This is a genomic window from Gemmatimonadota bacterium, assembly GCA_026702745.1.
GTDB lineage: Bacteria > JAAXHH01 > JAAXHH01 > JAAXHH01 > JAAXHH01 > JAAXHH01.
This window is the reverse complement of record JAPPBT010000025.1, coordinates 86,043-106,387: the sequence shown is the minus strand read 5'-3', so window position 1 is coordinate 106,387 and position 20,345 is coordinate 86,043. Positions and strand designations below refer to the sequence as shown.

The 20,345-nt window shown below is 63.3% G+C and carries 19 protein-coding genes; 2 read left to right on the top strand and 17 right to left on the bottom strand.

Going from position 1 to position 20,345, the window contains the following annotated elements; all coding sequences use genetic code 11:
* The first annotated feature begins 520 nt into the window (after nucleotides 1-520).
* On the top strand, nucleotides 521-1,321 hold the full coding sequence (locus OXH56_04765; protein MCY3554614.1) for an RNA polymerase sigma factor RpoD/SigA: 801 nt from the start codon (nucleotides 521-523) through the stop codon (nucleotides 1,319-1,321).
* Nucleotides 1,322-1,565: 244 nt separating this feature from the next.
* Nucleotides 1,566-4,583: a preprotein translocase subunit SecA gene (secA, locus tag OXH56_04760; GenBank protein MCY3554613.1), complete on the top strand. Its 3,018-nt coding sequence runs from the start codon at nucleotides 1,566-1,568 to the stop codon at nucleotides 4,581-4,583.
* 62 nt (nucleotides 4,584-4,645) lie between these two features.
* On the opposite strand, the gene OXH56_04755 is transcribed toward secA, so the two are convergent.
* From OXH56_04755 to rpmI, 17 genes are all read right to left on the bottom strand, one after another.
* Nucleotides 4,646-5,422: an ABC transporter ATP-binding protein gene (locus OXH56_04755; protein MCY3554612.1), complete on the bottom strand. Its 777-nt coding sequence runs from the start codon at nucleotides 5,420-5,422 to the stop codon at nucleotides 4,646-4,648.
* An 89-nt stretch (nucleotides 5,423-5,511) separates the two neighbouring features.
* Nucleotides 5,512-6,174: an ABC transporter permease gene (locus OXH56_04750; protein ID MCY3554611.1), complete on the bottom strand. Its 663-nt coding sequence runs from the start codon at nucleotides 6,172-6,174 to the stop codon at nucleotides 5,512-5,514.
* Nucleotides 6,171-6,566: a PqqD family protein gene (locus tag OXH56_04745; GenBank protein MCY3554610.1), complete on the bottom strand. Its 396-nt coding sequence runs from the start codon at nucleotides 6,564-6,566 to the stop codon at nucleotides 6,171-6,173. The genes OXH56_04750 and OXH56_04745 overlap by 4 nt, the downstream gene beginning before the upstream one ends.
* A gap of 58 nt (nucleotides 6,567-6,624) precedes the next feature.
* Nucleotides 6,625-7,578 (bottom strand): hypothetical protein, encoded by a 954-nt coding sequence (locus OXH56_04740; GenBank protein ID MCY3554609.1) that lies wholly within the window; start codon nucleotides 7,576-7,578, stop codon nucleotides 6,625-6,627.
* A complete protein-coding gene (locus tag OXH56_04735) occupies nucleotides 7,575-8,135 on the bottom strand; it encodes a CDP-alcohol phosphatidyltransferase family protein (protein ID MCY3554608.1) in 561 nt (186 codons plus the stop codon). The genes OXH56_04740 and OXH56_04735 overlap by 4 nt, the downstream gene beginning before the upstream one ends.
* Before the next feature lie 51 nt (nucleotides 8,136-8,186).
* Nucleotides 8,187-9,884, bottom strand: coding sequence for a DNA repair protein RecN (gene recN / locus OXH56_04730; protein MCY3554607.1), 1,698 nt, complete (start codon nucleotides 9,882-9,884; stop codon nucleotides 8,187-8,189).
* A 103-nt stretch (nucleotides 9,885-9,987) separates the two neighbouring features.
* Nucleotides 9,988-10,869 (bottom strand): NAD(+)/NADH kinase, encoded by an 882-nt coding sequence (locus tag OXH56_04725; protein MCY3554606.1) that lies wholly within the window; start codon nucleotides 10,867-10,869, stop codon nucleotides 9,988-9,990.
* The gene (locus tag OXH56_04720; GenBank protein MCY3554605.1) at nucleotides 10,869-11,966 is read right to left on the bottom strand and encodes a polyprenyl synthetase family protein; all 1,098 of its coding nucleotides are present in this window, start codon (nucleotides 11,964-11,966) and stop codon (nucleotides 10,869-10,871) included. Before OXH56_04720 ends, OXH56_04725 begins: the two co-directional genes overlap by 1 nt.
* 59 nt (nucleotides 11,967-12,025) lie before the next feature.
* Nucleotides 12,026-12,292: an exodeoxyribonuclease VII small subunit gene (xseB, locus tag OXH56_04715; protein MCY3554604.1), complete on the bottom strand. Its 267-nt coding sequence runs from the start codon at nucleotides 12,290-12,292 to the stop codon at nucleotides 12,026-12,028.
* A 17-nt stretch (nucleotides 12,293-12,309) separates the two neighbouring features.
* Nucleotides 12,310-13,617, bottom strand: coding sequence for an exodeoxyribonuclease VII large subunit (gene xseA, locus OXH56_04710; protein MCY3554603.1), 1,308 nt, complete (start codon nucleotides 13,615-13,617; stop codon nucleotides 12,310-12,312).
* A 125-nt stretch (nucleotides 13,618-13,742) separates the two neighbouring features.
* Nucleotides 13,743-15,299 carry a ribonuclease Y gene (gene rny / locus OXH56_04705; protein MCY3554602.1) on the bottom strand — a complete coding sequence of 519 codons (1,557 nt, stop codon included), beginning with the start codon at nucleotides 15,297-15,299 and terminating at the stop codon, nucleotides 13,743-13,745.
* Between the two features lie 53 nt (nucleotides 15,300-15,352).
* Nucleotides 15,353-15,703, bottom strand: coding sequence for a cell division protein ZapA (locus OXH56_04700; GenBank protein MCY3554601.1), 351 nt, complete (start codon nucleotides 15,701-15,703; stop codon nucleotides 15,353-15,355).
* Nucleotides 15,704-15,787: 84 nt separating this feature from the next.
* Nucleotides 15,788-16,051: a cell division protein ZapB gene (zapB, locus tag OXH56_04695; GenBank protein ID MCY3554600.1), complete on the bottom strand. Its 264-nt coding sequence runs from the start codon at nucleotides 16,049-16,051 to the stop codon at nucleotides 15,788-15,790.
* A gap of 42 nt (nucleotides 16,052-16,093) precedes the next feature.
* Nucleotides 16,094-18,514, bottom strand: coding sequence for a phenylalanine--tRNA ligase subunit beta (gene pheT, locus OXH56_04690; GenBank protein ID MCY3554599.1), 2,421 nt, complete (start codon nucleotides 18,512-18,514; stop codon nucleotides 16,094-16,096).
* Between the two features lie 110 nt (nucleotides 18,515-18,624).
* Nucleotides 18,625-19,635: a phenylalanine--tRNA ligase subunit alpha gene (pheS, locus tag OXH56_04685; GenBank protein MCY3554598.1), complete on the bottom strand. Its 1,011-nt coding sequence runs from the start codon at nucleotides 19,633-19,635 to the stop codon at nucleotides 18,625-18,627.
* 44 nt (nucleotides 19,636-19,679) lie between these two features.
* The gene (rplT, locus tag OXH56_04680; GenBank protein ID MCY3554597.1) at nucleotides 19,680-20,036 is read right to left on the bottom strand and encodes a 50S ribosomal protein L20; all 357 of its coding nucleotides are present in this window, start codon (nucleotides 20,034-20,036) and stop codon (nucleotides 19,680-19,682) included.
* Nucleotides 20,037-20,140: 104 nt separating this feature from the next.
* Nucleotides 20,141-20,335 carry a 50S ribosomal protein L35 gene (gene rpmI, locus OXH56_04675; protein MCY3554596.1) on the bottom strand — a complete coding sequence of 65 codons (195 nt, stop codon included), beginning with the start codon at nucleotides 20,333-20,335 and terminating at the stop codon, nucleotides 20,141-20,143.
* Between the last annotated feature and the right edge of the window lie 10 nt (nucleotides 20,336-20,345).

The window sequence follows — 20,345 nt, the reverse complement described above, 5'->3', positions numbered from 1 at the left end:
TTGAGCGTGCCCAATCTATCCACCGGCCCTTCACCTGTCAATCTTAAAGGGAAAACACTTGACTTGACGGGCGTTTCGGTATAATTTACTCACACTGGGACCGTTCGTCCGGGCCAGTCCTTGTCGATGGTCCGTATGGACCTTGCATGTTGGATCGCGGTCGCATTCGACGGCGGTCCATCCCGGTTCCCACTGGCTTAAGCAACGACGCAATTATCGATTTCGAACGCGCACCCGCTGTATTGTCCTTTCCGTCTGTCTGACGATGGCGTCTATGCCGTTCGCATATTCTGGACAGCTTTTACAGGACCCCGTATGGCACGCATCGTTCAGCACACCGTTCACACCACATTCGATCACGGGATAACGGGAAACGGGCCCGCATAGGCCGGAGCGGACGGGACAGAAGCGCATTGCGCATGTCGCGAGGGGGAGGTGAGGCAAGATCGGCACATCATACCAGGAATCCTATGGAAACGGGGCCAGGTACGAGCAGGCGCTGTACCGCTATCTGGCCGAAATGTCGAAGTATCCCTTGATCACGGCCGAGGAGGAAGTGCGGCTGGCCCGTCTGATCAAGCAGGGCGACCAGAATGCGCTGGACAAGCTGGTGAAGGCCAATCTCAGGTTCGTCGTCAGCGTGGCCCGTCAGTACCAGAACTACGGCCTGCCCCTGCTGGACATGATCAACGAGGGCAACATGGGCCTCATGCGGGCCGCCAAGAAATTCGACGAAACCAGGGGTTACAAGTTCATCTCCTATGCCGTCTGGTGGATACGCCAGGCCATCATACAGTCCATCGCCAACCAGTCGAGGACCGTTCGCGTACCCGTCAACCGCTCCGAAGAACTACGCCGCATCAAACAGACCTCGAAGCATTTGCAGCACGAACTCGGCCGCAAGCCCGATATCGATGAAATCGCCGAGGAAATGGATATTTCGGTCGAAGAGATCAACGAGGCTCTCAGTTCGTTCAGCCACTGCATTTCCCTGGACGTACCCTTCAATCACGACGACGACCGCAGCCTGCTCGACCTGCTGCCCGATGAAATGCAGACGGCGCCGGACGAGAGCACCATGCTGCAGTTTCTGAAGTCGGACGTCGGCAAGGTGCTGGACACCCTTCCGCCCCGCGAGGCGGAAGTGATCCGACTGTACTTCGGCGTGGGTTCGGAAAGGGCCCACACGCTCGAGGAGATCGGCATTCGTTTCGGCCTGACGCGGGAACGGATCCGCCAGATCAAGGAACGGGCGCTGCAGCGTTTGCGTCACGCGACCCGCAGCGGCAAGCTCAGCCCCTACCTCAGAGACGACGACTGACAGGGGCATGTCCTGCCGTTCGAAAACCGCACGCAACCCCGGCGCGCACGCCTGCCCGCCGGGGTTTTTTCATGGGCGGCAGAAGGCCCGATCCGACCGTTCCGATTCGAAGAAAAGGGTTGTCCCCATCCGGCCGCTCCCTTAAGTTTCATGGTTGGAGAATACGGCCGTCGAGCCTGGGCTAGACCGGACCAGCTTCCGGCCAGCGCGCGCCCGCGGGGCGCCGAACCAAGGACCAGAGACCATGATCACCCCGATCAAAAACCTGATCGCCAGCGCTTTCGGGACCAAGCACGACCGGGACGTCAAGCGGATGGAACCGCTCGTCGAGGCCGTCAATGAATGGGCCGACGAATACCAGACGCTTGACGAAGCCCAGTTCCCCGAGAAAACGCGGGAGTTCCGGGCCCGTTGGGAAGACGGTGAGGACCTGGACGACATCCTTCCGGAAGCCTATGGCCTGGTCAAGGAAGCCTGCAGGCGCATGATCGGCAGGTCGTGGTTTGTCCCCGGCCAGGGCGACATGGTGTGGGACATGACGCCCTACGACGTGCAGATCATCGGCGGGATCGTGCTCCACGAAGGCAAGATCGCCGAGATGGCAACCGGTGAGGGCAAGACGCTCGTAGCCCTTTTCCCCATGTATCTCAACGGACTGACCGGCCGCGGCGCCCACCTGGTGACGCACAACGAGTTCCTCGCCAAGCGCGACCGGGCCTGGATGGGACCGGTCTTCGAGTTTCTCGGGCTCACGGTCGAGTGCTTGCAGAACAACGATCCCGACGTGGAGCGGAAGAAAGCCGGCTACCAGGCGGACGTGACCTACGGGACCACCAACGAATTCGGATTCGACTACCTCCGGGACAACATGAAGTGGCGCCTGGAGGACCGCGTGCAACAGGGCCACCCTTACGCGATCGTAGACGAGGTGGATTCCATCCTGATCGACGAAGCCCGCACGCCTCTCATCATCGCGGGACAGGTGAGCGAGTCGAACAGCGGTAAATACGCCGAGTCCCTGCCAGACGTGCAGAAGCTCGTGCGCGCCCAGACCCGCTTCGCGGCGAAGATCATCGCGGATGCGGAAGCGATGCTGGACAACGAGGAGGACGACTACGAAGCCGGGATCAAGCTGCTGCAGGCACAGCGGGGCATGCCGAAGAACAAGAAACTCCTGAAACTGCAGCAGGAACCCGGCATAAAGAAGCTGATCCAGCAGGTGGAGGGGGACTACATCCGGGAAAAGAAGATGCCCGTGCTGGACGACGAGCTCTACTTTACAGTCGACGAGAAGACCCGCCATACCGAAATCAACGAGAAGGGCCGGGAACTTCTTTCACCGGGCGAGCAGGAACTCTTCATCATTCCCGATCTCGGCGAAGGCATCGTGGAAATCGACTCCGACGCGGGTCTTACCGATGAGCAAAAGAACGAACGGAAGGCCGAGCTGGAGAAACTGTACTCCGAACGCAGCGAACGCATCCACAACATGCACCAGCTGCTCCAGGCCTACGCGATCTACGAAAAGGACATCGATTACGTTATCGAGAACGGGAAGGTCGTTCTGGTCGACACCTTCACGGGCCGGCTGATGTACGGCAGGCGGCTGGCCGAGGGCCTGCACCAGGCCATCGAAGCCAAGGAAGGCGTGAAGATCGAGCAGGAAACGCGCACGGTCGCGTCCATCACCATACAGAATTACTTCCGCATGTACGAGAAGCTGGCGGGCATGACCGGCACGGCCGTGACGGAAGCGAGCGAGTTCTTCGCGATATACAAGATGGACGTGGTGGAGATTCCGACCAATCAACCGATCCGGCGCACCGACCACGACGACGTGGTCTTCCGCACCCGTCGCGAGAAGTATAACGCGGTCATCGATGAGATCGAGGAATTGAACGGGAAGCGCCAGCCCATCCTGATCGGGACCACCTCCGTCGACGCCTCGGAAACGCTGAGCCGCATGCTGAAGCGCCGGGGCATCAAGCACAACGTGCTGAACGCCAAGTTCCACCAGCAGGAGTCCGAGATTATCGCGAAAGCCGGCCAGCCCGGCTCGGTGACCATCGCTACGAACATGGCGGGCCGGGGCACCGACATCAAGCTCGGTACGGGCGTAGTCGATCTCGGCGGCCTCCACATCATCGGGACCGAACGCCACGAAGCCCGGCGCATCGATCGCCAGCTCCGGGGTCGCTCCGGACGCCAGGGAGATCCGGGTTCGTCGCGATTCTACCTCTCGCTCGAGGACGACCTGATGCGGCTCTTCGGCTCCGAGCGCATCGCCTCCGTCATGGACCGCCTGAAAATTCCGGACGGAGAAGTGATCGAGCACTCCATGGTGACCCGGTCCATCGAACGCGCCCAGAAGCGGGTGGAGGCCCAGCATTTCGACATGCGGAAGCACGTGCTCGAATACGACAACGTCATGAACCAGCAGCGCGAAGCCGTGTACGACCGCCGCCTGCACGCCCTGGAGCGCAAGAACCTCAGGGAAGATGTCAACGAGATGATCCGAGGTGTGGCGGAACGGAAGGTGGCGGAATATACCGATCCCAAGACCTATCCCGAGGACTGGGACCTGGACGGTCTGAGCGGCGACCTGGCCCGGAACTTCCACGTGGCCGTGGCCGTGGCCGAAGAGGAAATGGCGGATCTGAACGTGGAATCACTGGTGGAACTGGCCAACGAGAAGATGCTCGAGTCCTACGAGCGGAAGGAAGCGGCCCTGGCGCCTTCGCCGGAACTGATGCGCGACCTGGAGCGCTTTGCCACCCTGCACGTCATCGACAACGCCTGGCAGGAGCACCTGTACGAGATCGACCGGATGCGGGAGGGCATCGGCCTGCGTGCCTACGGCCAGCTGGATCCGCTGATCCAGTACAAGAAGGAAGCCTACGCCATGTTCGAGGAGTTGTGGGACCGGCTGGACGAGGAGATCGTCAAGACCGTCTTCAACGCCGAACTGGCCGAAACGCGCATGCCCCGCCAGGAAACTCCGACCAACATGCGGGCGATTCACCAGGAAGCCCCGGCCATGGCCGGCATGGCCGGCGCGGCCACCGAAGAATCCGACGCGGATGCCGACGTCCAGCAACTCGGGCGGTCAGGACGGTCCAGGCGGTCCGGACGTCGCGGCGGCCATTCCGACAGGGACCCGTCCCGTCCGGTCAAGGTCGAGCAGAAAATCGGCCGCAACGCGCCCTGTCCCTGCGGCAGCGGGAAGAAGTACAAGAAGTGCTGCGGAGCCGGCGTCGCCTGACGAATCCGAGGCGCGTGTCAGCCACCCTGAACACCTGAATTCATTCCCACCAGAAATCCGTATTATTCTTCTTCGGCGCCGATCTGGCCCAGGTCCAGATCCAGCTCGTCACGACGCTGGTTCTTGGTGATCCTGCCGTCCTGCACCCACAGGATGCGGTCTGAAACGTCCAGCATCTTCAGATCGTGGGTCGCCGAAATGATCGTCACCTGCTTTTCCTGGTTCAGTTCCCGCAACAGCTCGATGATCTCCCGTCCCGTTTTCCGGTCCAGGTTACCCGTGGGCTCGTCCGCGAGGACGATGGCCGGATCGTTGGCCAGTGCGCGGGCTACGGCGACGCGCTGCTGCTGCCCGCCGGACAGTTCCAGCGGCTTGTGCTGGACCCGTTCACCGAGCCCCACCAGTGTAAGCAGGTCGACGCCCTTGTCGATGGCCTCGTCCGTCGCCAGTCCTGCGAAAATCATCGGCAGGGTAACGTTCTCCAGGGCGGTCATGACCGGGATCAGGTTGAAGGTCTGAAAGATGTAGCCGATCTTGCGGCACCGAAGCCAGGCGAGTTCGTAGGCGTCCAGCTGGGCGACGTCGACCTCGTCGATGTAGACCTTACCCTCCGTGGGCTTGTCCAGCGCGCCGATCATGTTGAACAGGGTAGACTTGCCCGAGCCCGACGGGCCCATGATGGAGATGTACTCCCCGCGCTGGACCTCCATGTCGATGCCCTTGAGCGCCTCCAGGGAGAGCTTGCCCATCTGGTACACCCGCTTGACCCCGCGCGTGCGCACAATGTTCTGGGTTTCGGTATCCGGCGCGTCCATTACCGCGGTCTGTTCTTCAGTCATTTCCCGCCCCTTTCAGGTCGACTTTCCAGATTGATTCCATCTCCAGGAAAGTGTTCCGGTGGTACTCCTCGTACGCCGGTAGTCCCTCGTCAGACTTCCGTGCGCATGGCGTCGGCCGGCGGCATCTGGGATGCCCTGTACGCGGGGTACAGCGCCCCGATGATGGCAAGACCCAGCCCGGCCCCCAGCGAATACAGGCCGCTCTGGACCACATCCAGTACCGGGAATAGCACCAGGGGATCCCATCCATAGGAGGTCATCATCGAGACCAGCATGAACAGGCAGCCCATGATGACCCCGCCTACCGATCCGACCAATCCCTGGAAGGTGGACTCCAGCACGAAAAGTTGAATGATGAACTTGTCCAGTGCCCCCAGGCACTTCATGGTTCCGATTTCACGGTACCTTTCGGTTACCGACATCAACATGGCGTTGGTGATGCCGACGACGCACACGAGCAGAGAGAGGGAAACTAGCCATACCTGCTGAGTCGCCGAATCGCCGTCCGCGCCCTTTTGTTCCAGCAACGCCCGGACCTGAGGGGAACCACCTTCCACGAGCGCTTCGTTGATGGAGGCGCTGGTCAGGATGGACATGAGAAAGGCGATGCCGAAGAAGATGCCTCCGATCGTGATCAGCGACCGCCAGAACCGGATCCTCAGGCTGCGGAAACTGATCTCGATCGCCTTGGACAGGGGCAGCGAAATCTGTTTCTCCGTCGTGCCGGCCGTCGCGGCCGATTCCGTCGTCATGCGTTCCTTTCTCCTTTTCTGTTTGCCACGGCCAGTCCGATCAACCCCTTCTCCGTGAGTTGTTTCAGGTAGGTCAGCGTGGAGACCTCCGCTTCCTTGCGTTCCAGCTTGTATTCGGTCCGGATCGTCGATATGACATGGTCCACCGTATTCTGCCCGTCACACAATCCCCAGAGGAACGAACCGATCCGGTCCAGCACCACCGTCCGCCGGCTCGGCACGTAAAACATCCGGGACATGGTGTTGATCCACCAGGTCTTGCGCCTCGGGATGCCCAGCACGATCTCCCCGTCGGAGTTCTCCTCGCAGGTCAGCTTCTCGTTGCGAACCGGCTTTGCGCGCAATAACTCCCTTCGGGGCAGCGGGGGCGGCTTCTTTCGAAACAACGGCATGGTGACGACCCTCGTGAAAGTTCCCGGTCATGGACGCGGTCTCACCCTTCCCGCGAGATCAGTGGCAGACCACCGTACCGGCTATTTCGTCCAGGAACTCGGGCCGGTGTGATTCGTCCAGGTGGCGCAGCACGTATATCCTATTGCCATCGATACAATGCCAGCCGCGACAACTCAATGGTTTTTTGCGCGGTCGCCGCCACGGCAGCCACGCCATGTGGTTGTGAACCGACTCGGGATCAACGCCCTGGCCCGTCCCGCCGATGGACGGGTGGCCGCCCGTGAGACCGGCGTCGTCGATCCAGACGTCGATTTCGCTGCCATAGGTGTCCTGGAACCAGTCCGGGAACGTCCGGCCCTCCATGTGCATTTCGGCAAGGCTCATCCTTAACAGTTCCAATCTGGCGTTGCCGCGCTGGAAAGTCAACTCGATACGGCCCGTCATGAAGGAGTGGTGCTTCAGGACGCAGTCGGCCGGCAGCTCGATACGCAGTCCGTATACGGCCCAGGTGGCGGTGTCGCCGCGCGCGTGGTCGTCCAGAGTATTCAGCAGTCTCGAGGCCCGGGTCATCATGGACTCTCCCCCGCGTCCGAGGACCTGGGCGAAGACCGTGCGACCGCAGATTTCGCACATCCACAGGCAGCCGTAGGCCTGCAGGGGCTCGGGTCCTTCCGTCCGCCAGTGAAACCCCTCCACGGTGCGGTCCGCCAGTACGGTCTCGTCCTTGATGAGCGCCAGGTCGCGCCGGACCTTGACGGGCGGCGCCTTCTTTCCGCCCCTCCCGCCCTTCCCGGTGAGGTTCCTGAGGTATCTCGCGACCACCTGATCGGCCGATTCCTGGCCGCGCGTGCGCTCCCATCTCAGCTCGAAACGGGGCATCTCCGCATCGTCGAGCCGAAGATAGCCCGTCGAAAAATCGCCCGATACCGCGCCGATGCTCCAGTCTTCCGGCCGCTCGAACGACAGGTGATGCCAACCGGTGACCACCCATTTCGATGCCCCTCGATTCATGTGACCGATCTTTCCCGCCGCGTGAATTCCAGTATGTAGTGCAGACCCGATCCGACCACGCAGCAGAGGGCCGCCCAGAGAGCCCACGTTCCGTACGGCTGCCACTCCACCACGTAGAGGACCAGTGCGACGCCCATGGCCAGGGTGGTCAGCTTGCCGACCCGGTCGGCCGGCAGGACCACGTTCCCGGGCTTGAGATACAGATACGCGCCCGCAGTCAGAATGGACAGGTCGCGGGCGATGATCAGCGCGGCCGCCCACAGAGGGAATTCCCGGAACAGGACCAGGAAGACCGACAGGCTGCCGACCAGGATCTTGTCGGCCAGCGGGTCGAGTACGAGCCCCCATCTGGATGACCAGCGGAAGCGGCGCGCCAGGTAACCGTCGGCCGCGTCCGTCAGAAAAGCCCACCCGACGAGTAAATACAGGGCAACGAGTACATCCCCGGCGAAACTCCAGTAGATGAAAGGAACGGCGGCGATGCGTGAAAGGGACAGCACGTTGGGCGGCGTCCAGAACCGTCCCGTTCTACCGTTCCCTCCGGAATCCGGACTCATGCCGCCGCCCTTCGCGGACTCATGCCGCCGCCCTTCGCGGGATGGGGTAGTTCACGCGGCCGCCGTGCGCCGGAGCATCTCGCGGGCATGGGATAGGGCCATGGCGTCCACCGTTTCTCCGGCCAGCATGCGCGCGATCTCCCTGACCCGGCCGTCCTCGTCCAGGTGATCTACCAGCGTGATCGACCGGCCGCGGGCCGACTGCTTGTGCACAGTGAAATGCGTACGACCCCAGCAGGCCACCTGATGAAGATGGGTGATGCACAGCACCTGGTGGTCCCGGGAAAGCAACTTCAGGCGGTGGCCGACCGATTCGGCAATGCGGCCGCCGATCCCGATGTCCAACTCGTCGAATATCAGCGTCGGCATGCGGTCGGATTCGGCCAGGATCACTTTCAGCGCCAACATGACGCGGGAGATCTCGCCGCCGGAAGCGATGCTCGCCAGCGGTTTCAGGGTCTCTCCCGCATTGGGTGATATCAGGAACTCGATCCGGTCCATCCCGTGGCCGTCCACGCGGTAGCTGCGCCCGTCGATCCGCACAGGTCCATCATCGGACTCCTGCCACTCGATCCCCACCTGGAAACCGGTCTTCTCCATGCCCAGTTCGGCCAGTTCCGCCACCACCCGGCCTTCCAGCTTGTGGGCAACCTGTTTACGCCGGTCCGACAGGGCCTTCGCCCTTTCGGCCAGTTCCTGCCGTGCTGCTTCCACCTCCACGCGAAGGTGGTTCCGCCGCTCGTCGGCCGTGTCCATCCGCTCCAGTTCTCCGGCGATCCGGTTGCGGTGGCCCGCGACCTCCTCGATCGTGGCACCGTATTTCCGCTTGAGCCGTCCGATGAGATCCAGCCGGTCCAGCACCTCTTCCAGGCGCGCCGGGTCATATTCGACGCGGTCGCGGTAACGACGCAGGAAATCGGTGCAGTCGTCGAGCTGGTATCGCGCGGTGCGCACGCTTTCAAGGGCCTCGCCCAGAGAGGGGTCGATACGTTCCGCTTCCTCCAGCGCGCGGATGACACGGACCAGTCCGTCAACGAACGCGTCCTCTCCTTCGGAAAGCGCCTCGGAAGCCTCGGAAGCGACCCGGATCAACTGCTCCGCGTGCTCAAGGACGGCCCGTTCCCTTTCCAGTTCCTCGTCCTCCCCCGGCGAAAGGTCCGCCTGGTCGAGTTCGTCGAGCTGGAAGCGGTGGAGTTCCTCCCGTTCCCGGGTGGCGGCGAGTTCTTCCTCCAGTTGCCGCAGGGCCTCCGACCGTTCAGTGAACCGGCGGTAGGCTTCCGCGACGCGTTGCTTCGGCGTTCGCACGTCCTCGAAACCGTCAAGGAAGTCCCGGTGCGTCCGCGGGTTCAGCAGCGTCTGGTGATCGTGCTGTCCGTGCAGGTCAACCAGCAGGACGCCCAGTTTCCTGAGGACGGAAACGGTGACCAGGCTGCCGTTTATGGTGCACCGGTTGCGCCCGTCGCGGCTGACCTCCCGACGGACAATCAGCCCATCCTCCTCCGGGGCCACGCCGATCTCCGAAAGCAGGTCCCGCAGGTGCGGGTCGCGCTCCCCTTCGAACAGCCCCTCGACGATCGCGGTCCGTGCACCGCCCCGAATGGTATCCGACGCGGCCCGGCCGCCGAGAATGAGTCCCAGCGCGCCGATCAGGATGGACTTCCCGGAGCCGGTTTCACCCGTGAGCACGTTCAATCCGGGAGTGAACTCGATGTCCACCTCGTCCAGGAGCGCGTAGTTTCTGACTCTCAAGTTCGCGAGCATAGGCTACAACAAGAACGGCGGGACCAAACGATACCGGTCGAGCAAGGCCGGGAGCGGGCAGGTGCGTCCGGGACCATGCGGACCGGGTGGTTCAGCGTTCCCCCCATTTCAGCTTCGTGCGCAGGACATCGTAAAAGGAACGATCCGTGAACCGGATCAGGTGTATGGTGTGGTCCGCCCGGTAAAGCTCGACGGTACTGCCAGGCTGGATGACCACGTTCTCCTGGCCGTCCACGGTAAGCAGGAGATCGGGATGATCCGCACGGACTTCGATCCGGACGCGGTCCCGGGCGGCGAGTACCATGGCGCGGTTGGAAAGTGTATGCGGACAGATGGGCGACACGACCATCGCTTCCATGTCGGGCGCCAGAATCGGGCCTCCCGCCGCCAGTGAATAGGCCGTGGAACCGGTCGGAGTCGACACGATCAGCCCGTCGGCCATGACGTCGTTTACGTATTCGTCATTTACATAGATGCCCAGTTCGATGACCCGGCAGATCGCGCCCTTGTCGATCACGATGTCGTTCAGCGCCGAAAACGCGCCGGCTGCGTCCGACAGCGCCCCGTTGGCGATCCGTCCCTGCAGGACCAGCCGCTTGTCCAGCGTGTACCGCCCCTCGAAGACGCGTCCCAGGGCGTCGTCCAGATCGCCGGGCGTCGTCTGCATCATGAAACCGAGCTTTCCGGAATTGACGCCGAGAATGGGCGTGCCGGAAGCGCCCACCAGCCGCGCGGTCTTGAGCAGGGTGCCGTCCCCGCCGATGGCGATGACCCAGTCGACTCCCTCCACGGCGCGTTCGTCCGAATCCACGACCACGCACGACCTGCGGGCTTCCTCCTCGACGACCGTGGCCGCCAGGTCGGCCGCGAGCGTCGGCGTTCCGGACCGAGACGAGATCAGTCGAACAAGCTCCGGTATCAGGCCGGTGACGACGGGCCGGGCCGGATTGGCGATGATGCCCACGCGATGCATCAGAAGGTCCTTCCGATCAGGTACTCCGCCCAGTTGACCAGATATCCCTTATAAGAAGAGTCGGGAATCGCGTCGAGATTTCGAATGGCATCTGCCACGCGGCGTTCCATAAGCGTCCGGGCGTGGTCGAGACCGCCGTAGGACAGGATGAGGTCGCGTACTTCCGCGATCTGCTCGTCGGTAGCCCCCGGTTTTCCGACGACGTCCAGCAGAAACCGCCGCTCGGCGGCTGTAGCTTTTTGATAGGTGTGGACGAGCAGCAGCGTGCGCTTCCCTTCCCGGAGGTCGGAGCACACCGGTTTCCCCAGCGTGGCCTCGTCGGCCGTGAGGCCCAGGATGTCGTCCTGCAGCTGGAAGGCCACGCCGCATTGCCCGGTGAACGATGAAATCGCGCGCACCATGGGGTGGTTCCGGTCCGGCGTATTCAGGCCGATCATCGCGCCGGCCGCGCCCGCGAAGGCGTAGAGCGCGCCGGTTTTACGCCAGAACATGTCGATCACGGACGCTTCGTCCAGGCTGTCCATGGGTGCCTTGGCGTACTGAATGTCCAGCGCCTGTCCGCCGACGAGGGAAAGGAGGACTTCCGTCTCCAGGTAGCGGATGAGTTCGATCACCACCTCGCAGTTGTCCGCGTCCGCGTCGTACAGTTCGGTCAGGAGCCCGGTGGCCCACCCGTGCTGGACCTCTCCGGTCATGATCCCGATGGACAGGCCGTAATGGGCGGCTTCCCTTTCGTCGAAAGCCCCGCCGGCCAGCGCCCGCCTCCGGAACTCCTCGTGGACGGTGGGCGTGCCGCGGCGCAGCGCGTCCCGGTCCATGATGTCGTCATGCACGATGGTCCAGGTGTGGAACAGTTCCACCGCGACCGCCGCGGGCGTTGCGGCCTGCTCCCGGCCGCCCACGGCACCACAGGAGAAGTAGAGCACGCACGGACGGAGCACCTTGCCGGACGTCTTCAGGTAGCTGAACACCCCGTCGTGTATGTCTTCCGGTACGAACAGGACACTGCGGCGGTCCTGCGCCAGGTACTCGCGCACCCATTCCTTGCGCACGGCCAGCGCGTCGAGGAAGTCCTGCTTGCCCGGGGTATCGGTCATATACGACGCCATTCATTTGGTGCGGCCCTGTCGGAACGCTCGATGGGGGTCGCCGGAATCTAGAACTGCAGGTCGTTGCCCTGGCTGGGTGGCGATTCCGGTTCGAAGGGCTCGATGACGAACCGGCCGTTCTCCACGCGTACCAGCTTGCGCACGTGTTCGTCCGCCGCGTTCAGCTGCCGGGTGCAGATCCGGGAGAGTTCGATGCCCTCCTGGAAGAGGGCGAGTGATTCATCCAGCGGGAGATCGCCCTGTTCCATGCGTTCGACGATGTGCTCGAGGCGTTTAAGCGCCTCCTCGAAAGTCGGTTTTTCCTTCTCGTTCATCCTTGGTATCCCGTCGGTCAGGCCGGTTCGGAGGTATCCGATTCATCGAACAGGCCGAAATTGGCCGGCGCTTCCTCGCGCCGTTTCCCGTGGGCGGAGGCCCCGGAGGGTTCCGCCCCGTCATGCAGGTGCTCGACCCGGCAGAGCGCTTCGCCTTTGCGCAGGCGTACATTCACGCGGTCGTCGACGCTGAGTTCATCGGCGTCGCGGACGATGCGCCCGTCCGACGCGCGCTGGCATACGGCGTATCCGCGTTCCAGGACCGAGAGCGGGCTAAGGGCCTGGAGCCGTCCGGCCAGTCCGCCGACAAGCTGGACGCGTGTTTCGTGGTCGTGGAAGCACCGGTCGGCCAGGCGGCGGGTCAGTTCATCGGTGAACTGGGCGAACTGGCCGATCTGGTCCACGGGCCGCCTGAGTCCGTAACTGGTCAGCGCCGTGGCGACGCGCTGGCGGGACCGGTCCAGATACCCCGTCATGCTGCCGCAGAGCCGTCTCAGCACGGCCTCCGACCGCTCCTTCAACTCCCGCAGGTCGCGGACGACGATTTCGGCCGCGCCCGACGGCGTGGGCGCCCGGACATCGGCCGCGAAGTCGGTCAGCGTGTAGTCCGTTTCGTGTCCCACGGCGGAGACTACCGGGATTCGGGACTGGAAAACCGCCCGGACCACCGCCTCTTCGTTGAACGCCCACAGGTCCTCCACCGATCCGCCTCCCCGGCCGACGATCAGCACGTCCAACTCGCCGTAGTCGTTCATTTCTTCGATGGCGGCCGCGATCTCCGCAGCGGCGCCTTCACCCTGCACGGGCGTCGGCCGGAGAATGATCGAGACCCACGGCGCGCGACGGCGCAGGACCTGGATGATGTCCCGGATCGCAGCGCCGGACGCGGAGGTGACCACACCCACCCGTTCCGGGAAGGAAGGCAGCGCCTGCTTGTGTTCCTCGCGGAACAGGCCCTCACTCTCGAGCCGGGCCTTGAGCCGCTCGAAGGCCGCCTGGAGCGCGCCCGCGCCCACGGGCTTCAGTTGCTGGGCGACGAGCTGGTACTGTCCCTGCACGTCGTAGACGGAAAGGGCACCCCGGGCCAGCACTTCCATGCCGTCTTCGGGTTCGAAGGTCAGTTTGCGGTTCGCCGACCGCCACATGACGCACCGCAGCTGGCTGCGGTCGTCTTTCAGCGAGAAGTAGGCATGGCCGGACGAGTGCCGCTTGTAGTTGGAGATTTCACCGGATACCGATACGTAGGGAAACGATTCTTCGAGGAGCGTCTTGATCCCCGCGGTCAGTTCGGTAACGGTCAGAACGCCGTTGTCGCTCTCGTGCACCAAGCCTGGCCTTCCTCCCTTGCCTGTTCCGGCACCGCCGCTTTACCGGCCATGTCGCACTACCTGCAACGCCGCTTTATCGGCCATACCGCGCTGCCGTCAATACCGCTGAGCCAGCCACACCCCTACCTGGCGATTTCGACCGCCCGGGTCTGCCGGATGACCGTTACCTTGATCTGGCCCGAGTATTCCATCCGGACCTGGATCTTTCGGGCGATTTCCGTTGCGAGCTGGACCGCGCGGAGGTCGTCGACTTCCTCGTGATCGATCATGACCCGCACTTCTTTCCCCGCCTTCATGACGAAGGCCCTGGATACGCCGTCGAAGGAACTCACCAACCGTTCCATCTCCCGTAGGCGGCGGACGTACTTTTCCAGCGGTTCCCGGAGCGCGCCCGGCCTGGACATGGAGAGGCTGTCGGCGGTTCGGACCACTACGGCCATGGGGCTGACTTCTTCCATATTGTCGTGGATGGCGTCGATGCACTCCAGCACTTCGGGCGGTTCTCCATACTTCTCCGCGACCGATCTACCCAGCTCTCCGTGCGCGCCTTCCGGACCGCCTTCCACGGCCTTGCCGATGTCATGGAGCAGTCCGCAGCGCCGGGCCAGGGTCACGTCCAGGTCCAGTTCCTGCGCCATGATCCCCGCCAGTTCGGCCACTTCGCGGCAGTGATGCAGCGCGTTCTGTCCGCCGGTCATCCGGTACTTCAGTTGCCCGAGCAGCATAGCCAGCTCGGGACGGACGCCGGTAATGCCCAGGTCGAAGAGCACCTGCTCGCCCGTATCCTGAATCAGATCGCTGATTTCTTCCTGGGTTTTGGTGACGACCTGCTCGATGAATCCGGGATGGATTCTCCCGTCCTGGATCAGCTTCTCCATGGAGAGCTTCGCGATTTCGCGGCGCATGGGGTTGAAACCGGAGAGGACGACGGCATTGGGGGTGTCGTCGACGATAACGTCGATCCCCGTGGACATTTCGAACGCCTGGATGTTGCGTCCGTCGCGCCCGATGATGCGTCCCTTCATTTCATTATCGGGCAGGGATATGACCGACGTCGTCGTTTCCGTCACGTGATCCAGCGTGTACTTCTGCATCGCGTGCGTGATGATTTCCCGGGCTTCGACCTCCGCGTTCTGGCGGGCTTCTTCGATGATGCTGCGGGCTTGCTGGCCGGCTTCGGCGCGTATCCGGGCGTCGATGTTGCTGAGCAGCGACTTTCTCGCCTCCTCCGTCGTCATGCCGGCGGACTGCTCGAGTTGTTCGGTCTGCCGCTTGATCAGCTGATCTAGCCGCTCTTCGGACTCCACCAGTTTCTCGTCCCGTTCCTGCAGCGACTGGAGGTGCTTCTGAATGCCTTTTTCGCGCTTGGCCACGTAGTCGGCCTTGCGCTCCAGGTTCTGCTCCCTGATCGCGATCCGCTTTTCGACGCGCTGGAAGTCCTGGCGGGTCTGGTTGCTTTCTCGCTCGAATTTTGCCTTGGCCTGGTAGGATTCCTCCTCCGTTTCGATCCTTGCCGTATTCTTTATCGTTTCAGCTTCTTCCACCGCCTCTGTGAGGATGCTCTCTGCCAAGCGCTCCATACTGTCCGTCTTACGTTTTTCGACACGCTTTCGAATGAACCATCCGAAGAGAAACATGATCAGGGCGGTGCCGGCGTAGAGACTGATCGTCACAAGCATAGTGGCAGCCACCTTCTTCAATTATGACGGTTGTTCCGGACATGGTCCGTTCCTCAACAAGATTGGTCATGGTCTTCCTTCTCTTCATCCTGTTCAGGAACCGGGTGCTCCAGCAACTCGTCCATGCGCCGGATCAACTCTGCGATCCGATCGTGATGCACGGACTCCGATACGACCTGGTTCTGCTGTTTTTCACGTTCCTTGTGCAGTTCGTCGGCGATCCTGATCGCCGTGAGGACCGCCACGCTGGTGAGGGACTGCATGGTCACGCTGACGGGTACCTCGCGCATGCGCTCGTCGACATAGGCGGCGATCCGCTGGATGTATTCGGCTTCCTCTTCCGCCTGGATCGGATATTCGGTCCCGCAGATGTTGACGCGTACGGTGACTTTCTCGTCATCCATAATGGGTCCATCCCGGTGAGCAACCGGCCAGGAAACGCATGCCGGACGCCAGGCGAACTGCGGCGGACAAAACAGGGACTGAACTTACTCGATGACGTCCAGGCGCGACAGCATCGTGTCTATACGCGCCTTGATGTCGTCCTGCTTGACGCGCAGCGCCTCGTTTTCCTGTTCCAGTTCTTCCTTGGAGGTAACCGAATGCTCCTGCTGCTGCTGCAGTTCCTGGACCTGCGTCTCGAGGTTCTGGTTCCGGCCGCGCAGATCCGCGTTCTCGTCCTTCAGCCGCTGGATCAGGTCGATCATGGTTTCGATCCGGCCCAGCAGCAGCTCGATGGATTGTTCTTGCATGAATCCCTCCGCAAAGGTGTATTCCAGCGCGCCTCGGCGACGCTAGGAGCGAAGTTCCGCCCGGTACCGGCTCACCAGCCGGCGCAGCACCTTGTCCTGAAGCCGCGTGACTTCAGCGTCCGTCAGCGTCCGTTCACCGGACCTGAACCGCATGGCGTACGCCATGCTCTTGCTTTGGGCCGCGATCTGCGTTCCCCGGTACACGTCGAACAGTTCGATCGATTCCAGGAGGTCGCCGCTACACGCGCGGATTTCTTTCAGTATGTCCCGATGAGTAACCTCTTCGGGCACGACAATTGCCAGGTCTCTCTCGACCGCGGGGTACTTGGGCGGCGCACGATAGGTCCTTCGATCAGACGCCTGGCCGAAGAGGACACCGCAGTCGATCACCCCCATCCATACGGGTTCCCGGATCTCGTAATGGTCGAGGACCCGTTGCGCCACCGCGCCGAAACGGCCCGCCCGCACCCCGTCCGCGAGCAGTTCTCCGGTCCGGTCGGCTTCGAACAGAGGATCGACCTTATCATACGGGACGGTTTCGACCCTGTCAAGTCCTAACCGGGCGAGCAGCGCCTCCGCCAGACCCTTCAAATCGAAGAAATCGAAGGCCCCCGGAGGGCCGTCCCAATGCGGGCTGTGGCGCTGCCCCGTGACGGCGATACAGAGTTGTTCGGGTTCGTCGGGAAGGCCTTCTTCGTTCGCCCAGAAAACGCGCCCGGCCTCGAATATCCGGATGTCCCGCACCTTGCGGTTGGCGTTCCAGCGCAAGACGCCCAGAACCGAGGCCGCCAGGCTTGTGCGCATGGCGGAGAGTTCGGGGCTCAGGGGATTGTCGATCATGACGCTGGGACGGGACGGATCTATGAGCTGGTTCAGGTCCGGGTGAAGGAGACTGTGGGTAACCACCTCCGTGAAACCGAACCCGGTCATTGCGTCCCGCAGGCGTCGCTGGTCGTCCTGCCGGCCGCGACGGGCTTCCTCCCGTCCCCGGGCTTCGGCCGAATCGTCGCGGGGCGGCGTCGAAGCCACCGGTTCGATCTTGTCGTAGCCATATTGGCGGGCGACCTCCTCGATCAGGTCCACTTCGCGGGACACGTCCCGCCTGAACGACGGCACGCCGACCTCGATATCCGCGCCGTCGGGCCGGGCGTCGAACCGCAGCCGCCGCAGCAACGCGACGATTTCGTCCCGGTCCAGGCCGGTGCCCAGCAGCCCGTTCACGCGCCTCGTGCGCAACCGGATCACCGGGTCGGGTCCGGCCGGGGTCCGGACGTCGATCATGCCTTCCGCCACCACGCCGCCGGCCACCTCGGCGATCAGTCCCGCGGCCCTGCCCACAGCCTCGCCCTGCAGTTCCGGGTCCATGCCCCGCTCGAACCGGCGCGACGCGTCCGTCTGCAGCTGCAGCGCCTTCGAACCCCGCCGGACCCGCACCGCGTCGAAACAGGCGCCTTCCAGGAAGACCCGGTCGGTTTCAGGGGTGATCTCGGTATCCAGTCCGCCCATCACGCCGCCGACGCCGATGCCCGTTTCATGGTCGGCGATCATCAATACCTCGCTGTCGAGGGTACGGTCCACCCCGTCCAGGGTGGTGAAGGCCTCCTCGTCCCCGGCGCGGCGGACGACGATGCCCCGTCCCGCCAGCCGGTCCAGGTCGTAGGCGTGCAGCGGCTGTCCCATTTCGAGCATGACGTAGTTCGTCACGTCGACCACGTTGCTGATGGACCGGATCCCGGCGGCTTCGATCCGCCGCTTCAGCCAGTCGGGCGAAGGCCCGATCCGGACGCCGGTGATCACGCGGCCCACGAACCGGGGGCAGTCACCGGGGGCGTCGACGCGGACGCTGGCCAGGGTATCGACGGGAGGGCCCGCTTCATCGACGACGCCGGACGGTGGGCGCAGTTCGCCGCCCGACAGGGCCGTAATCTCCCGGGCTACGCCGACCAGAGAGAGGCAGTCGGGCCGGTTGGTGCCCACGTCGATGCTCAGTACCGTTTCCGGTCCGCCCACGATGTCCTTCAGGGGCCGTCCGGGCTCGATACCGCCATCGAGCACCATGATGCCTTCGTGGTCGTCGGAAAGGTTCAGTTCGGCCTCGGAGCAGATCATCCCGAAGGACTCCACCCCGCGGATCTTCGCCTTCCGGATCTCCATCCCGCCGGGCAGCACCGCGCCGACCCGCGCGACCGGCACCTTCTGGCCGGCGGCCACGTTCGGCGCCCCGCAGATGACCTGCAGGGACTCGCCGCCCACATCCACGGTGCAGAGGGAAAGGCGATCGGCGTTGGGATGGCGCTCCACGCGCTCCACGTGTCCGACGACGAACCCCTCGAAATCGCTGCCCACCGTATCGACGCCGTCGACTTCCAGGCCGGACATGACCAGCCGGTCCACCAGTTCTTCGACGGACCACGGGACGTCGCAGTACGCCTGCAGCCACGAAAGGGGTACTTTAATCACCATGGGACGCTTGGCTCCTTGCCCGGGACGCCCGGCTCCCTGCCCGGGACGCTTGGCTCCTTGCCGGGATGTCCGGCGCGCTCACTTCCGGCGCACTCACGGACGCACCGCGCTCAGCTGCCTTCGAGCTGGCGCAGGTCGTTCTCCAGAAACATGTGGATACTGTCGATGCCGTACTTGAACATGGCGAGGCGGTCCAGCCCCATGCCGAAGGCGTAGCCGGTGTATACTTCCGGATCGTAGTCCACGAATCCGAAGACGGCCGGGTCGACCATTCCGGCGCCCGAGATCTCCAGCCAACCCGTGTACTTGCAGATCCGGCAGCCTTTGCCGCCGCACGCGACACAGGAGAAGTCGTACTGTACGCTGGGTTCGGTGAAGGGGAAGAAATCGGGGAGGAAACGGACCTTGACCTTCCCGCCGAAGAGCCGCTGGGCGAAGTAGGTCATGTCGCCCTTGAGCTGCGCCATCGTGACCCCTTTGTCCACGTACAGGCCTTCGCACTGATGGAAGGTGAAGGCGTGGGTGGCGTCGGGGTTCTCGTGGCGGTAGGTACGTCCCGGCACAATCACCCGCACCGGGGGTTTCTGCTGTTCCATGACCCGGACCTGTACCGGCGAGGTATGGGTCCTGAGCACGATGTCGCTGCCGAGGTAGAAGGTGTCCTGGGTATCCCGTGCCGGATGGTCGCGCGGGATGTTCAGCGCTTCGAAGTTGTAGTAGTCCCACTCCACCTCGGGACCGTCCACCACCGAGAATCCCATGTCCCGGAAGATCTCGGTGACTTCCTCGCGGATCAGCGTCAGCGGATGCTTGCTTCCGAGGGGCGGGGGGCGTCCCGGCAGCGTGACGTCCAGGGCGCCGGCCGCGGATTCCCCTCCCGCTTCGCACGCCGCCCTGCGCGCTTCCAGGGCTTCGCCGATGGTCTTCTTGGCCTGGTTGACCCGCTGACCGATGCGGGGACGTTCTTGGGGATCCGCCTTGCCCACGGACCGCAGAACGCGGGTCAGGTCGCCGTTCTTCCCCATGTACCTGATGCGGATATCTTCCAGGTCCGACGGGTCGGCGGCGCGGGCGATTTCCTCCAGCGCCCGGGCTTCAATCGCTTCTGCTTCCTGTACCATGGATGGTCCGGTCCCGGTCCTTCAGCGGTCTTCCGTGGTGAGCCTCAGGAAAACTGCGCTTTGGCCGCGTCTGCCACCACGGCGAAGGCGGGCGGATCGTTGACGGCGAGTTCGGCAAGGAGTTTCCGGTCGATTTCGATTCGGGCCAGCTTCATGCCGTGTATGAGTTGACCGTACGTAAGGCCGTTGAGCCTGGCCGCCGCGTTGATCCGGGTGATCCACAGACGGCGGAAATCGCGCCGGCGCCGGCGGCGGTCGCGGTACGCGTAAGCCCAGCCCCGGTTGACGGCTTCACGGGCCGTCCGGTAAAGCCGGTTGCGACGGCCCCAATATCCCCTGGCCAGCTTGATGGTCTTCTTGCGCCGCCTGTGCGAGGCGGCGGCGTTCGTGGCACGTGGCATGTTTCTTGTTCCTTATCTGGTTCAGCGTCCCAGGCCGTGCGGTCAGGCACACCATGACATCTGGTTCAGCGTCCCAGGCCGTGCGGTTAGGCACACCATGACATCTAGTTCGGCATCATCCGCTTGAGGCGCGGCGTGTCGGCCTTGCTCGCCATGGCGGTGCCGCGAAGCCCTCTCGTGCGCTTGCCGTTCTTGGACAACTTATTGTGGGTCGCGTGGGAATGGCTGCGTTTGAACTTGCCGGAGGCGACCTTCTTGAATCGTTTCGCCGCCGCTTTCAACGTCTTGATTTTCGGCATGATCTACTCC

Bases quoted from the DNA above. Each gene is read 5' to 3' on its own strand.
- OXH56_04765 (MCY3554614.1), top strand. From the start codon at position 521: ATGTCGAAGTATCCCTTGATCACGGCCGAGGAGGAAGTGCGGCTGGCC.
- secA (MCY3554613.1), top strand. From the start codon at position 1,566: ATGATCACCCCGATCAAAAACCTGATCGCCAGCGCTTTCGGGACCAAG.
- OXH56_04755 (MCY3554612.1), bottom strand. From the start codon at position 5,422: ATGACTGAAGAACAGACCGCGGTAATGGACGCGCCGGATACCGAAACC.
- OXH56_04750 (MCY3554611.1), bottom strand. From the start codon at position 6,174: ATGACGACGGAATCGGCCGCGACGGCCGGCACGACGGAGAAACAGATT.
- OXH56_04745 (MCY3554610.1), bottom strand. From the start codon at position 6,566: ATGCCGTTGTTTCGAAAGAAGCCGCCCCCGCTGCCCCGAAGGGAGTTA.
- OXH56_04740 (MCY3554609.1), bottom strand. From the start codon at position 7,578: ATGAATCGAGGGGCATCGAAATGGGTGGTCACCGGTTGGCATCACCTG.
- OXH56_04735 (MCY3554608.1), bottom strand. From the start codon at position 8,135: ATGAGTCCGGATTCCGGAGGGAACGGTAGAACGGGACGGTTCTGGACG.
- OXH56_04725 (MCY3554606.1), bottom strand. From the start codon at position 10,869: ATGCATCGCGTGGGCATCATCGCCAATCCGGCCCGGCCCGTCGTCACC.
- OXH56_04720 (MCY3554605.1), bottom strand. From the start codon at position 11,966: ATGACCGATACCCCGGGCAAGCAGGACTTCCTCGACGCGCTGGCCGTG.
- xseB (MCY3554604.1), bottom strand. From the start codon at position 12,292: ATGAACGAGAAGGAAAAACCGACTTTCGAGGAGGCGCTTAAACGCCTC.
- rny (MCY3554602.1), bottom strand. From the start codon at position 15,299: ATGCTTGTGACGATCAGTCTCTACGCCGGCACCGCCCTGATCATGTTT.
- OXH56_04700 (MCY3554601.1), bottom strand. From the start codon at position 15,703: ATGGATGACGAGAAAGTCACCGTACGCGTCAACATCTGCGGGACCGAA.
- zapB (MCY3554600.1), bottom strand. From the start codon at position 16,051: ATGCAAGAACAATCCATCGAGCTGCTGCTGGGCCGGATCGAAACCATG.
- pheT (MCY3554599.1), bottom strand. From the start codon at position 18,514: ATGGTGATTAAAGTACCCCTTTCGTGGCTGCAGGCGTACTGCGACGTC.
- pheS (MCY3554598.1), bottom strand. From the start codon at position 19,635: ATGGTACAGGAAGCAGAAGCGATTGAAGCCCGGGCGCTGGAGGAAATC.
- rplT (MCY3554597.1), bottom strand. From the start codon at position 20,036: ATGCCACGTGCCACGAACGCCGCCGCCTCGCACAGGCGGCGCAAGAAG.
- rpmI (MCY3554596.1), bottom strand. From the start codon at position 20,335: ATGCCGAAAATCAAGACGTTGAAAGCGGCGGCGAAACGATTCAAGAAG.